The sequence below is a fragment of the Streptomyces sp. NPDC051041 genome (assembly GCF_044456065.1).
Lineage (GTDB): Bacteria > Actinomycetota > Actinomycetes > Streptomycetales > Streptomycetaceae > Streptomyces > Streptomyces glaucus.
This window is the reverse complement of record NZ_JBITFM010000002.1, coordinates 429,930-442,948: the sequence shown is the minus strand read 5'-3', so window position 1 is coordinate 442,948 and position 13,019 is coordinate 429,930. Positions and strand designations below refer to the sequence as shown.

Here is a 13,019-nt window from a genome sequence, read left to right as displayed (position 1 = left end):
GGGAGGCGTACGTGAACCGGCCCGAGCAGGAGGCCGCCGTGCGGCGGATCATGGCGCGGGGGGCGCCACGGGTGCCGCCCGGACTGTGCGCGGACGCCGTGCGGCGGGGCGGGCGCCTGCTGCGGCGCAGGACGCTCGCGCGCCGCCTGCTGTGGCTGCTGCTGTGCGCGGCGGCCGTGGCGTTCGCGGTGTGGGCGGTGACGGCCCGCCCCTGGGCGGAGCCGCCGTCGAGGACGTCCCCGCCCCTGACGGGCTGGTGAGACCCGGCCGGACTAGCCGAGCGCCTGCTTCAGGTCCTCCAGCAGGTCGTCGACGTTCTCGATGCCCACGGACAGGCGCACCAGGTCGGAGGGCACCTCCAGGGCCGAACCGGCCGCGGAGGCGTGCGTCATGCGACCGGGGTGCTCGATCAGCGACTCCACGCCGCCCAGGGACTCCCCGAGCGTGAACACCCGGGCGCGGTTGCAGACCTCGACGGCCGCCTCCTCGCCGCCCTCGACCCGGAACGACACCATGCCGCCGAACGCCTTCATCTGCTTGGCGGCGACCTCGTGGCCGGGGTGGTCCGGCAGCCCCGGGTACAGGACCCGCGTCACGCGCGGGTGCCGGCTCAGCATCTCGGCGATCCGCCCGGCGTTCTCGCTGTGCCGGTCCATGCGCACGGCGAGCGTCTTGGTGCCGCGCAGCACCAGCCAGGAGTCGAAGGGCCCGGCGACCGCGCCCATCGCGTTCTGGTGGAAGGCCAGCTCCTCGCCCAGCTCGGGGTCGCCGGTGATCAGCGCGCCGCCGACGACGTCGGAGTGGCCGCCCATGTACTTGGTCAGGGAGTGCACGACGACGTCCGCGCCGAGCGCCAGCGGCTGCTGGAGGTACGGCGTGGCGAAGGTGTTGTCGACGACGAGGCGGACGCCCGCGTCCCGGGCGACCTGAGCGACGGCGGCGATGTCGGTGATGCCGAGCAGCGGGTTGGAGGGCGTCTCCACCCACACGGCCCTGGTCTTCGGGGTGAGCGCGGCCCGCACCGCGGCGGGGTCGCCGGTGTCGGCGACCGACCACTCCACGCCCCACCGGGCGACGACCTTGGCGAAGAGGCGGAACGTGCCGCCGTACGCGTCGTTGGGGATGACCACGTGGTCACCGGGGCTGAGCAGCGTACGCAACAGGCAGTCCTCGGCCGCCAGTCCGGACGCGAACGCGAGGCCGCGGCGACCGCCCTCCAGGGCGGCGAGGTTCTCCTCCAGGGCCGTCCGGGTCGGGTTGGCGCTGCGGCTGTACTCGTAGCCGCCGCGCAGGCCGCCGACGCCGTCCTGCTTGTAGGTGGACACCTGGTAGATCGGTGGGACGACCGCGCCGGTGAGGGGGTCGGCGGTGTTGCCCGCGTGGATCGCGAGGGTCTCGAAGTGCTGACTGATGTGCCTGTCGCTCATGGGCACCGAGGGTAGTGCGCCCGCGGCGGAGGTGACGGGCGACGGGGCGCGGGCACCGCGGGAGCCGGCGCCCCGGGCGGGGCCGTCGGGGTTCTCCACCGGCGCGGCGACCGGGTTGGCCAATCGACGGCGGCGTCTGGAACGCTGGAGGCATGGAGATTCTCTGGGTCCTGATGGCGCTGGTCCTGCTCGGTTTCGTGCTGCTGCCCTTCCTGCGGCGCGGGCGCGGCGCGGTCGGGCTGGTGTCGCCCGACCATCCGGACGCCGCGGACCCGGCGAACTACGGCTTCGTCCGCGAGGAGCAGCTGGACATCCGCATGCCGGGACCCGACCAGGACCTGCTGGACGTCCTGGACCTGGTGCAGCGCACCCAGGACTACAAGGCCGCGGCCCAGCTCCTCGCCGGTACGGAGACGCAGGGCGAGCTGCGCTGGCAGCGCGTGCAGGCCTTCGCGGGCGCCGCGTCGCTGGAGCTGCGGCAGCGGCCCGGCGGGGTGAGCGAGGCGCCGGGCGGGCAGTGGCTGCGGGTGTGGCGGACCGAGGCGCCCAAGGACGCGGGCGGCGCGGCGGTGCACGCCGAGTTCCTGGTGCAGCAGGCGTGGCGGACGTCGACGCCCGGCACGGACGAGTTCCGGATCATCATGGAGGAGGCGAAGGCGGCGTGCGGCGACGCGGCGCTGCTGGCCCCCGGCGATCCGATCCCGTACATCATCGAGCTGTCGGTGGCCCGCGGCCTGGCCTACTCCCGGCAGGAGTTCGAGCAGCTCTGGCTGAAGATCCTGGACCGGGCGCCGGCCCACATGGGCGCGCACCTGGCCGCGCTGCACTACTGGTGCGAGAAGTGGCACGGCTCGCGCGAGCTGGCGTACTCGTTCGCGGAGGCCGCGGCGGCCCGCGCCCCCCGGGGCTCGCTGCTCGCGGCCATGCCCCTCTTCGCGGTCTTCGAGCACCTGCCCGAGGTGACGCTGGTCAGCAGCTTCTGGCAGAGCGAGGTGGTGACGAAGGCGATCCACGGCGCGCTGCACGCGGTCCACTCGGCCCGCCCCGACGACCCGATGCTGGCCCACGTCCGCCATCTGCTGGTCTTCTTCCTGGTCCGCTCCGAGCGCTGGGCGGAGGCCATGCAGCAGCTGGTGCACGTCGACGGCCACGTCGGCGCCCTGCCCTGGACCCTGTCCGCCGACCCGGCCGCGGAGTTCGCGGTCTACCGGGCGCTGGCGGTGGCGGGCTACGAGGCGAACGGCGGCAGCCCGGCGACGCTGTCGCACTGAGCCGGCCGGACCGGCGCGGGCGCCGCGCCAGGGCACGGAATTCCGGGACGTCCGGGCGTGTTGACCCGGACGTCGTCCCGGATTGGAGACCGCATGTTCCTGTACAGCCGTACACCCCAGCTGCCGACCCCCGAACAGGCCCTGCGCGGCCGCCCGGAACCGGCGTTCACGGTCCCCGACCGCCACACCGTCCTCGGCACCCCGCTGCTCGGCCCCTACCCCGAGGGCCTGGAGGTGGCCGACTTCGGCCTGGGCTGCTTCTGGGGCGCCGAGCGCAGGTTCTGGCAGCTCCCCGCCGGCGTGTGGACGACCCTGGTCGGCTACCAGGGCGGCTACACCGAGAATCCCACCTACGAGGAGGTCTGCTCGGGTCTGACCGGCCACACGGAGGCGGTCCGCGTGGTGTTCGACCCGAAGGCGGTCTCCTACGCCGGGCTCCTGAAGACCTTCTGGGAGTCCCACGACCCCACCCAGGGCTTCCGCCAGGGCAACGACGTGGGCACGCAGTACCGCTCGGCGATCTACACCCACACCCCGGAGCAGGCCGCCGCCGCCGAAGCCTCCCGCGAGGCCTATCAGAAGGTCCTCACGTCCTCCGGCTACGGCACGATCACCACGGAGATCCTCCCGGCACAGGGCCGCCCGTTCTATCCGGCGGAGGCGTACCACCAGCAGTACCTGGACAAGAACCCGGCCGGCTACTGCGGCCTGGGCGGGACCGGGGTGTCCTGCCCGGTCGGCGTCGCCGAGGCAGCCGGCTGAGCCCGCCCCGCCCGGGGCGACGGCACCGCTGAGGCCCCGCCGGCCGGTTCCGCTCCGGTCGGCGGGGCCGTGCCCTTCCAGGTCCCGCAGAGGCGGGTGGCGGGCAGGTGCGCCCGCGTCCCGCCCGGCGGGCCCCGGGCGCGCGGTCCGCGGCGCACCGAAAATCGATGGCCTGCGGGGATCGGCCGAGCCCACCCTGTACGCCATGGAAGAACCCCGACACGGGATCCGGGCGCTCCACACGGCGTCCACGATCACCGTCTACCAGGCGTACTGCCCGGAGCTCGGCCTGCCCGCCGTCCGGGAGGGGCGGTTTCCCGCCGCGTGGAAGCGGGACCGGATGACCTGGATCAAGCCGTCGTTCCTGTGGATGATGTACCGCTCCGGCTGGGGCACGAAGCCGGGGCAGGAGACCGTGCTCGCCGTCGAGATCACCCGCGACGGCTTCGAGTGGGCGCTGCGCCACGCCTGCCTGTCGCACTACGTGCCCGGGCTGCACCCCGACCGCAGCGCCTGGCAGCGCCGGCTGAAGCGTGCGCCGGCCCGTGTCCAGTGGGACCCCGAGCGTGATCTGCACCTGCGGCCCCTGCCCTGCCGCTCGCTGCAGCTCGGGCTCTCCGGTGAGGCCGCACGGCGGTACGCGGACGAGTGGACGGTCTCCCTCCGCGACGTGACCCCGCTCGCCCGCGAGATCCACGCGCTCGCCGCCGGCGGCGCCCCGGACGCCGCGGCCCGGCTGCTGCCCGAGGAGCGGCCGTACCCCGTCGAGGACGGCCTGCTGGCCCACCTGCGTCCCTGACCGGACCGGCGCGCCGAGCGGCCCGCTGCCGTTCCGGGGCGCAGGGCCGCGGAGGACCGGCGGTGCGGCGGGCCGGCCTCAGCCTCCGCTGCCGTACGGCCGCGTCAGGATCTCCGGGTTGTGGCCGTTCGGGTCCTCGAAGCGGACGTCCCGGCCGCCGTCGTTGTGGTTGGTCCCGCCGGCCCGGCGGTGGTACGGGTCCGCCCAGTACGTCAGCCCGGCCTCCCGGACCCGCGCGGAGATCGCGTCGAAGTCGTCCTCCGAGACCAGGAACGCGCAGTGCCGGGACGTGATCTCGCCGTCGGTGTCCAGGTAGTCGAGGGTCACGCCGCCCGGGGTCCCGGCACGCCGAAGGGCCCCGGGCGGCGTGCCGGGCCCTTCGGTCGGCGGCCGGCGGTCAGATCGTCGCCGTGTCGATCACGAAGCGGTAGCGCACGTCGCTGGCGAGCACCCGCTCGTACGCGTCGTTGATCTCGGACGCGGCGATCAGCTCGATCTCCGCGCCGATGCCGTGCTCGGCGCAGAAGTCCAGCATCTCCTGGGTCTCCGCGATGCCGCCGATCATCGAGCCGGCGAGCGTCTTGCCGCCCCCGATCACCGAGAAGAGGTTGAGGGAGATCGGCTCCTCCGGGGCGCCCACGTTCACCAGCGCGCCCTGCGTCTTGAGCAGCGACAGGTAGGCGCCGAAGTCCAGCGGGGCCGACACCGTCGAGACGATCAGGTCGAAGGTGCCCGCGAGCTGCTCGAAGGTGGCCGGGTCGCTGGTGGCGTAGTAGTGGTCGGCGCCCAGCTTCAGGCCGTCGTCCTTCTTGCGCAGCGACTGCGACAGCACGGTCACCTCGGCGCCGAGCGCGTGCGCGAGCTTGACGGCCATGTGGCCGAGGCCGCCCAGGCCGACGATCGCGACCTTCTTGCCGGGGCCGGCGCCGAAGCGCTTGAGCGGGGAGTAGGTGGTGATGCCCGCGCACAGCAGCGGCGCGGCGACGTCGAGCTCGATCCCGTCGGGGATGCGGACGACGTAGTTCTCGTCGACGACGATCTTCTGCGAGTAGCCGCCGTAGGTGGGCTCGCCGTCCCTGCCGATGCCGTTGTACGTCGGGACGTTGCCCTTCACGCAGTACTGCTCCAGGCCCGCCTTGCAGTTGTCGCACTCGCGGCAGGAGTCGACCATGCAGCCGACGCCCACGCGGTCGCCGACGGCGAACCGGGTCACACCGGAGCCGACCTCCGCCACCACGCCCGCTATCTCGTGGCCGGGGACCATCGGGAAGATCGCCTCGCCCCAGCCCTCCCGGGCCTGGTGGATGTCGGAGTGGCAGATGCCGGCGAACTTGATGTCGATCAGGACGTCGAACTCGCCGACCGGCCGCCGCTCGATGGTGGTGCGCTCCAGCGGAGCCTTGGCGGCGGGTGCGGCGTACGCGGCAACAGTGGTCATGCCGAGGGTTCTCCTAGCGGAAGAGGGTGCGCCCGGCTGCCTTCCGACCGGGCACGGCGTCCAGCCTGCCGGTTGCCCGCGCGTTCACCCAGATCACGGCTTTGCCTACGTTCGCTGTGCCTACCACTGGCGGGGTCAGGCTCGTGTGCGTACGACCATGAATACTGGAGGCATGGACGAACTGCCCGATTCCGTACCGCAGGCCGGCTCGGGCCTGGACCGGCGGGCCGAGCTCAGCGAGTTCCTGCGCACCCGGCGGGCCCGGCTGAAGCCGGAGGACGTGGGGCTGCCGGACTACGGCCGGCACCGCCGCGTGCCGGGGCTGCGCCGGGAGGAGCTGGCGCGGCTCGCCGGGGTGTCCGTGGCGTACTACACGCGCCTGGAGCAGGGCAACGGGCGGAACGTGTCGGCGGAGGTCCTGGACTCCATCGCCCGCGCCCTGCGGCTGAGCGACGCCGAGCACGCCCATCTGGTCCACCTGGCGAAGCCGAAGCAGCACCGGAAGAAGCCGGCGGCGCGCGCCCAGCAGGTGCGGCCGGCGCTGCGGCACCTGCTGGACTCGATCGACGGCGTCCCCGCGTACGTCACGGGCCGCCGCTCGGACATCCTCGCCTGGAACCGGATGGCCGCGGCCGTCTTCGGCGACTGGGCGGAGCTGCCGGCGCGGGAGCGGAACTGGGCGCGGCTGGTGTTCCTGCGGCCCGAGTACCGCGAGCTGTACGTGGAGTGGGACCGGAAGGCGTCCGACATGGTCAGCTATCTGCGCATGGACGCGGGCCGCCATCCCGACGATCCGCGGCTGTCCGCGCTGGTGGGCGAACTCTCGGTGAAGAGCGAGGAGTTCCGGCGGCTGTGGGCCACGCACGACGTCAAGGAGAAGAGCCACGGCGTCAAGCGGCTGCGGCACCCGCTGGTCGGTGAGCTGACCCTGTTCTTCGAGACGTTCCAGCTCGCCGACGACACCGAGCAGTCCCTGATCACCTACCACGCGGAACCGGGCTCGTCCTCGGCCGACGCGCTGCGGCTGCTGGCGAGCTGGGGGGCGGACGCGACCCGGTCGGCGGCGGGGGCGGCGGAGGCCTCGGCGCCGTCCCCCTGAGCCCCGGGCGGCACCGCCGCCCCGCCTTCGAGCGCCGCGGCGAAGGGGCCCCCGCCCGGGCGGTCGGGACGGCGGCGGGGCCGCCGGGCGCCTCGGGGCCGCCGGGCGGGGACGGCTGCGGCCCGCCCTCCTCGGCGCTTTCGTCCGGTAGGGGGTGTGAGGACGGGGACGAGCGGCAAGACGGTCCGGTGTGAAGTGGCGGGGTGATCACCGCGCACGAGGACGGGCGGGGGGGGGGGGGGGCCGGGCGCCCCCCCCCCCCCCCCCCCCCCCCCCCCCCCCCCGAAGACCCCCCCCCCCCCCCCCCCCCCCCCCCCCCCCCCCCCCCCCCCCCCCCCCCCCCCGCCCGCGGGGGGGGGGGGGGGGGGGGGGGCGGGGGGGGGGGGGGGGGGGGGGGGGGGGGGGGCCCCCCCCCCCGGGGGGGGGGGGGGGGGGGGGGGCGGGGGCCCCCGGGCCCCCCCCCCCGCTCGACTGCCTCGTCCGCCGTTCAGCGGCTCACTTGCCGTAGTAGGCGTTGTAGATCGAGAGCGTCGACTTGTTGCCCTTCTTGTCGGTGATCTTGGCGTGGAAGGAGATCGCCTTGCCCTTCGCCGGGTTCTTGACGGTGACCTTGCCGTTCTTGACGGTGAGCTTCTTCCAGGTCTGGCCGTAGTCGTAGGACGCGTACACCGACAGCGACTTCAGGTTGGCGCCCTTGGCGGCGCCCTCGACGGCGACCGGGACGCTCACCGTCTTACCGGCCGGAACCCTGCTGTCCTGGCCCGTGGCCGCGTTGAAGCGGACCGTGGAGGCGGGCAGCGTGGTGAAGCCTGCGGACGTCCTCTTGGAGCGGAAGGTCCAGCTGGCGTCGATGCGGGTGGCGGCCGCCGCGACCTTGACGCTGCGCTTGACCGAGGTCGTCAGCTTGTACTCGGCGTCGGCGGCCGGGACCTTGAACGCCTTCTCCCCGAACAGCGGGTCGTCGTGGGAGCCGACCTTGGTGCCGTTGCGGTGGAGGGTCGTGGTGACGGAGGTGAAGTCCGACGAACCGGGGTGCCGGTCGGCGTCAGCGAACAGCGGCAGCGAGCCGTAGATCTCGTCGCCCTCGCGGAACAGGCCGTGGTCCGCGCTCAGGTGCGGGCCGAAGACCGCCCTGTTGAAGGTCTTCGTGTACGTCCGGCCCGCCTTGAAGGCCTGCGGCGCGCCGAGCGTGTAGAAGGCCTCCGTGAGCGGAAGGCCCTGCTCGTTCCTGCCCTTGTACTGCTCGAAGTCGAACGTCCACTGGATCTTGTCGGACGTGGACAGGTACAGCGTGCGCGTGCTCGGGAGCTTCTGCTCCACGGCGCTGCCGAGGACGACGTCCTCGGGGAACACGCCGATGGCGGTGAGGCCGCCGGTCTTGCCGGACGCCGCGGCGCCGAGGTTGTTCCGCACCGTGGCGAGCTCGCTCGCCTTGAAGCGGCGGACCTTGTCGCCCTGGATCTTCTTCACCCGCGCGGTGGTGGCCACGTCGTACTCGGCGGAGCCGCCCTTGGCCCACTGGCCGCTCCAGGTCTGCTGGAGGCCGCTGGGGATCTGCGGGCCCAGGTGGGCCATGCGCAGGTTCGCGAACGAGTCCAGGCTCAGCCCGATGCCGAGACCCGCGGCGTCGTAGAAGTAGTTCGCCGTCGCGGACAGTTGCTCGGCCCGCTTGTCCGGCACCGTGATGTCGGCCGCCTCGGTCCTGCGGGCGTCGACGGTCACCGTCGTGTCCTTGGTGACGCTCAGCTTCGGCTGGACGAGCCAGTCGACGCCGCCCTCGAACTTCTCGAAGTCCTCGGCGATCCACGCGTCCAGCACGTACGTGCCCTTGGGGACGCGCACGGTGGTGCTGCCGGAGGAGACGACCGGGACCCCGAAGCTGCGGTCCTCGCCCAGGCCCGCGTAGCCGAACAGCACGGTCTCGTAGGCGTCCGCCGGCCGGCCGTCCCGGCCGATGTGCTCCACGGTGACGTCGTACGACTCCGCCTCGCGCTGCACCGCCGCGGCCGTGCGGACGGTCTGGCCGCCGCCGGTGGCCGTCACGTACGCCGAGTAGGCGCCGTTGAGGGTGCCGCCGAGCCTGGTGTTCACGGTGACGTCGACGGAGGCCCTGCCGCCCGCCGGGACGGTCACCTCGGTCGCGCCGAGCTCGAAGAAGCCGGCCGGAGCCGCCTGGCCCTTGGGATCGGTGGCCGTCGCGGACAGGGTCAGCGTGACGTCCTTCGTCCCGAGGTTGCGGTACGTCAGCTGCTTGGTGACCGGCTTGTCGTCGGTGTGCGGCCACTGCTGGACGCCGAAGCCCACCGACACCGGTTCGGCGACCACCGACTGCTTGACCGCCCTGTCGAGCTGGATGCGGCCCGAGCCCTGCTGGAACGGCGTGTACGCGCCGCCCTTGGCGGAGCCGGTGAGGGCGCCCTTCAGCTCGGTGTACGTCCACTCGGGGTGCTGCTGCTTCAGGATCGCCGCCGCGCCCGCCACGTGCGGGGTCGCCATCGACGTCCCCGAGATGGTCAGGTAGCCGGCGGGCTTCTCGCCGACCTCCTGGGCGAGGACGCCGCCCTTGGCGGAGGCGGCGGTGATGTCCACGCCCGGCGCGGTCACGTCGGGCTTGATCGCGCCGTCGAGACCGGGGCCGCGGCTGGAGAAGTCGGCGAGTCCGTCCTGGTCGTCGACCGCGCCGACGGTGAGGGCCGCGGCGGCGCTGCCCGGGGAGCCGACGGTCTGCTCGCCGGAGTCGCCCTCGTTGCCGGCGGCGATGGCGAACAGGATGCCCTGCTCCGCGGAGAGCTTGTTCACCTGGGCCTCCAGCGGGTCGACCGCCGGGGTGTCGCCGCCGCCCAGGCTGAGGTTGACGACGTCGGCGCCCTGGGCGGCCGCCCACTCCATGCCGGCCAGGATGCCGGAGTCGTCGCCGTAGCCGTCGTCGCTCAGCACCTTGCCGTTGAGCAGCTTCGCGCCGGGCGCGACGCCCTTGTGGACGCCGGACCTGGCGCCCGTGCCGGCAGCGATGGACGCGACGTGCGTGCCGTGGCCGTACTTGTCGGTGGCGTCCGGGGAGGCGGAGAAGTTCTTGGCCGCGATCACCTGGCCCTTCAGGTCCGGGTGCGTGGCGTCGACGCCGGTGTCCAGTACGGCGATCTTCACGCCCTTGCCGTCGTAGCCGGCCGCCCACGCCTTGGGGGCGCCGATCCGCGGCACGGACGTGTCGAGGCTGGCCTTGCGGACGCCGTCGAGCCAGACGTGCGCGACGCCGGAGGCGGCCTCGTCCCCGTCGGTGACCGCGTCCCACAGCTCGGGCGCGTCGTCGTGCGGGGTCTGCACGGCGTCGGCGTTCAGGGACTTCAGGGTGCGGCGGAGCGTGCCCGCGTCGCGGACGTCCTCCTTGGCGGCCGTGGCCGCGCCCCGGTAGCCGACGATGACCTTCAGGCCCTTCTTCTGGGCCTTGCGGGTCGTGGACCTGCTCAGTTCGGTGACGTCGAAGAGGCGCTGGTCGAGCTTGCCGGTGGCGACCAGGCGGGCGGCGTCGGCCGGTATCACCAGGGTGTGTCCGCCGGCCCGGCGGATCTGGACGGGTATGTCCTCGCGTCCCTCGGCCCGCTCCAGGCCGGTCACCCGGCCCTCGGCGTCGAGGACGACCCGGTCGCCGGTGATCAGGGTGACGCGGTGCTTGGCCGCCTGCGCGGGCCTCGCGGCAGCGGCGGCCCGGTCCCCCTCGGCCGCCGCGGGGCTGGTCGTGCCCGCCGCGAGCGCCACGGCGGCCGCCGTGGCGGCCGTGGCCGCGCACGCTCTTTTCACTTGTCTGCGCAACATTCCCCCTAGAGGAAGGACCGGGTGAATTCCCCGTTCACCCGGCCGGGGGTGGCCTCGCACATACGTGCACCCCCCGGATCGCTCAGTATGCCGGGGGGTGATCAACCGCTCAATGGATGAGAGAACGGTAAGGAATTCGTCGGCCCACTGTTACGCCGCCGCGCGAACTCCGTTACGCGATCGCCGGATTACGCGGCCGTGTTCTCCTCCACGGTGATCCGGCCCTTGCGGATCGTCGCCAGGCGCGGGGCCTTCCTCGCGATCGCCGAGTCGTGGGTGACCATCACGAAGGTGAGGCCGAGCTCCTTCCACATGCGCTCGAGCACCTCCATGATCTCGTCCCGCGTCGACTCGTCGAGGTTGCCGGTGGGTTCGTCGGCGAGCAGCACCTTCGGCTCCTTCACCAGCGCCCGGGCGATGGCGACGCGCTGCTGCTGCCCGCCGGACATCTCGCTCGGCAGATGGCCGAGCCGCTCCCCGAGCCCCACCGACTTCAGCGCCTCGGCGGCCCGTTCGCGCCGCTCCCTCGGCTTCACGCCGAGCGGGACGAGGGCGGTCTCGACGTTCTCCTGCGCGGTGAGCGTCGGGATGAGGTTGAACGACTGGAAGACGAAGCCGATGTTCTGGCTGCGCACCGTGGTCAGCTTGGCCTCGGACAGCTTCGCCAGGTCGGTGCCGTCCAGGACGACCTCGCCGGAGGTCGGCCGGTCGAGCCCGCCGAGCATCTGCAGCAGCGTGGACTTGCCGCCGCCGGTGGGGCCCTGGATGACGAGCCGGTCGCCGTCCGGGATGGTCAGGTCGACGCCGTCCAGGGCGTGGACGGTCTCCTTGCCCCGCGTGTAGCGCTTGGTGACGCCTCTGAGTTCGTACATGGTCCGACTCCTGGGATGGGTGAGGGGGCCGGCGCCGGCCCGGCGCCGGCAGGGGCGGCGGCCGGCTACTCGACGCGGCGCAGCGCGTCCGCGGGGCGCAGCCGGGAGGCGCGCCAGCCGCCGAAGGCGCCGGCGATCAGGCCGCCGGCCACGGCGAGGCCCACGGCGAGGGCGATGGTGGTGAGGCTGACGGGCGCGGTCAGCGCGACCTCCAGGGTCTTGGCGGCCTGCCGGCCGGGGCCGGCCATGCCCCCGCCACCGCCGCCGAAGCCGCCGGGCCCGCCCGTGCCGCCGGCGGCGCCACCGCCGAGCGAGGCCTCCAGGGTCGGGCTGATCGCGGTGACGACGTACGCGCCCGCCAGGCCGAGGGCGATGCCGAGGGCGCCGCCGACCAGGCCGTTGACCACGGCCTCGCCGACCACCTGCCGGGTCACCCGGCCCGACCGCCAGCCCAGCGCCTTGAGGGTGCCGAACTCGCGCACCCGGCGGGAGACCGCCGAGGAGGTGAGCAGGCCGGCGACCAGGAAGGCGGCCGCCAGCACCACGATCGACAGCCACGTGCCGACACGGGTGGCGAGGGAGGAGGCGGTGGACAGGGAGCCGGAGACGGTGTCCGCGAGGTCGGCGGAGGTGGTGACGGTCGTGCCGGAGATGTTCTTCTGGATCTCCGCCTTGACGCTGTCGATCCGCTGCGAGTCGGTCGCCTTGACGTAGATCGTGGTGACCTTGTCCTCGGCGTCGGCGAGCGTCTGCGCCTGCTTCAGCGGGATGTACAGGTTGGCGGCCGCGTCCCCGCTGTCGGCGGTGGCGATGCCGATCACCTCGAACTCGGTGCCCTTGACGGTGACGGTGGAGCCGACCTTCAGCTTCTTCTCCTCGGCGTACGCGGAGTCGGCGACGGCCACCTCGGCGTTCGTCTCCGTCGACTTGAACGTGCGACCGCTGGTGATCTTGGAGGAGGTCAGCGGGCCGAGGGCGGGCTCGGTGACGTCGGTGCCGTAGACCGAGTAGTTGTTGACGTCGAAGTCGGCCCCGCCGCCCTGGACCCGGCCCTGCGGGGACGGCTGGGCGGCGCCCGGGCCGCCGCCGGTCTGGCCGCCGCCCTGCTGGAACTGACCGCGCGTGAACTGGCCGCTGACCTTGACGACCTGCAGGCTCAGTCCGCCCACCGCGTCCGCGACGCCGCTCTGCTTCCCGACCTCGGTGACGGTCGAGCTCGCCAGCGTCTGGAAGCCCTGCACCATGACGCGGTCGCTGCTCTGCTCCTCGTCGGAGGAGTCGTCCTGCGCGTCGAAACGGAAGCGGGGCCGCTCCGAGCTGCTCGCGGTCGGCGACGCGGCCTTGGTGACGGTCATGTCCGTGCCCAGCCCGTACAGCGACTGCAGGACCTTCTCCTGGGCCTTGCCCATGCCGGAGGACACGGAGCTGACCACGATGACCAGGGCGATGCCCAGCGCGAGGCCGGAGGCGACGACGAGGGCCGCCTTTCTGCGGCGGCGCAGTTCGCGCCTCAGGTAGGTGAAGAACATGGCGGCAAG

Annotated in this window: 11 protein-coding genes; 5 read left to right on the top strand and 6 right to left on the bottom strand. The window is 73.4% G+C overall.

The features are described from left to right. Positions 1-11 precede the first annotated feature (11 nt). On the top strand, positions 12-260 hold the full coding sequence (locus ACIBAI_RS05310) for a hypothetical protein (protein WP_399031115.1): 249 nt from the start codon (positions 12-14) through the stop codon (positions 258-260). Positions 261-272: 12 nt separating this feature from the next. Here the strand turns inward: ACIBAI_RS05310 and ACIBAI_RS05305 are convergent, their stop codons facing one another. After that, positions 273-1,427 (bottom strand): cystathionine gamma-synthase, encoded by a 1,155-nt coding sequence (locus ACIBAI_RS05305; protein WP_399031113.1) that lies wholly within the window; start codon positions 1,425-1,427, stop codon positions 273-275. A 152-nt stretch (positions 1,428-1,579) separates the two neighbouring features. On the opposite strand from ACIBAI_RS05305, the gene ACIBAI_RS05300 reads away from it, so the two are divergent. The 3 genes from ACIBAI_RS05300 to ACIBAI_RS05290 all read left to right on the top strand — a co-directional run bounded on the left by ACIBAI_RS05300 (position 1,580) and on the right by ACIBAI_RS05290 (position 4,259). After that, entirely contained in the window at positions 1,580-2,698 is a 1,119-nt protein-coding gene (locus ACIBAI_RS05300; protein WP_399031112.1) for a hypothetical protein, read from the top strand. 93 nt (positions 2,699-2,791) lie between these two features. After that, complete coding sequence (gene msrA / locus ACIBAI_RS05295; protein ID WP_399031111.1) at positions 2,792-3,460, top strand: peptide-methionine (S)-S-oxide reductase MsrA; 669 nt, start codon at positions 2,792-2,794, stop codon at positions 3,458-3,460. A gap of 205 nt (positions 3,461-3,665) precedes the next feature. Then, positions 3,666-4,259, top strand: a complete 594-nt coding sequence (locus ACIBAI_RS05290) for a DUF4291 domain-containing protein (protein WP_399031109.1) — start codon at positions 3,666-3,668, stop codon at positions 4,257-4,259. A 78-nt stretch (positions 4,260-4,337) separates the two neighbouring features. On the opposite strand, the gene ACIBAI_RS05285 is transcribed toward ACIBAI_RS05290, so the two are convergent. Both ACIBAI_RS05285 and ACIBAI_RS05280 read right to left on the bottom strand, forming a co-directional pair. Beyond that, on the bottom strand, positions 4,338-4,586 hold the full coding sequence (locus ACIBAI_RS05285) for a hypothetical protein (protein WP_399031107.1): 249 nt from the start codon (positions 4,584-4,586) through the stop codon (positions 4,338-4,340). 70 nt (positions 4,587-4,656) lie between these two features. Continuing rightward, complete coding sequence (locus ACIBAI_RS05280) at positions 4,657-5,697, bottom strand: NAD(P)-dependent alcohol dehydrogenase (protein WP_344605943.1); 1,041 nt, start codon at positions 5,695-5,697, stop codon at positions 4,657-4,659. Positions 5,698-5,869: 172 nt separating this feature from the next. Between ACIBAI_RS05280 and ACIBAI_RS05275 the strand changes: the two genes are divergently transcribed. After that, positions 5,870-6,796, top strand: a complete 927-nt coding sequence (locus ACIBAI_RS05275) for a helix-turn-helix domain-containing protein (protein ID WP_399031105.1) — start codon at positions 5,870-5,872, stop codon at positions 6,794-6,796. A gap of 495 nt (positions 6,797-7,291) precedes the next feature. On the opposite strand, the gene ACIBAI_RS05270 is transcribed toward ACIBAI_RS05275, so the two are convergent. The 3 genes from ACIBAI_RS05270 to ACIBAI_RS05260 form a co-directional block, all read right to left on the bottom strand. Next, entirely contained in the window at positions 7,292-10,609 is a 3,318-nt protein-coding gene (locus tag ACIBAI_RS05270; protein ID WP_399031103.1) for a S8 family peptidase, read from the bottom strand. Positions 10,610-10,797: 188 nt separating this feature from the next. Beyond that, the gene (locus ACIBAI_RS05265) at positions 10,798-11,481 is read right to left on the bottom strand and encodes an ABC transporter ATP-binding protein (RefSeq protein ID WP_399031102.1); all 684 of its coding nucleotides are present in this window, start codon (positions 11,479-11,481) and stop codon (positions 10,798-10,800) included. Between the two features lie 65 nt (positions 11,482-11,546). Further along, positions 11,547-13,010, bottom strand: a complete 1,464-nt coding sequence (locus tag ACIBAI_RS05260) for an ABC transporter permease (RefSeq protein WP_399031100.1) — start codon at positions 13,008-13,010, stop codon at positions 11,547-11,549. Positions 13,011-13,019: the final 9 nt, after the last annotated feature.

Excerpts from the sequence above, each read along its gene's own strand:
- ACIBAI_RS05305 (WP_399031113.1), bottom strand. The coding sequence starts at position 1,427 with ATGAGCGACAGGCACATCAGTCAGCACTTCGAGACCCTCGCGATCCAC.
- ACIBAI_RS05300 (WP_399031112.1), top strand. The coding sequence starts at position 1,580 with ATGGAGATTCTCTGGGTCCTGATGGCGCTGGTCCTGCTCGGTTTCGTG.
- msrA (WP_399031111.1), top strand. The coding sequence starts at position 2,792 with ATGTTCCTGTACAGCCGTACACCCCAGCTGCCGACCCCCGAACAGGCC.
- ACIBAI_RS05290 (WP_399031109.1), top strand. The coding sequence starts at position 3,666 with ATGGAAGAACCCCGACACGGGATCCGGGCGCTCCACACGGCGTCCACG.
- ACIBAI_RS05280 (WP_344605943.1), bottom strand. The coding sequence starts at position 5,697 with ATGACCACTGTTGCCGCGTACGCCGCACCCGCCGCCAAGGCTCCGCTG.
- ACIBAI_RS05275 (WP_399031105.1), top strand. The coding sequence starts at position 5,870 with ATGGACGAACTGCCCGATTCCGTACCGCAGGCCGGCTCGGGCCTGGAC.
- ACIBAI_RS05270 (WP_399031103.1), bottom strand. The coding sequence starts at position 10,609 with ATGTTGCGCAGACAAGTGAAAAGAGCGTGCGCGGCCACGGCCGCCACG.
- ACIBAI_RS05265 (WP_399031102.1), bottom strand. The coding sequence starts at position 11,481 with ATGTACGAACTCAGAGGCGTCACCAAGCGCTACACGCGGGGCAAGGAG.
- ACIBAI_RS05260 (WP_399031100.1), bottom strand. The coding sequence starts at position 13,010 with ATGTTCTTCACCTACCTGAGGCGCGAACTGCGCCGCCGCAGAAAGGCG.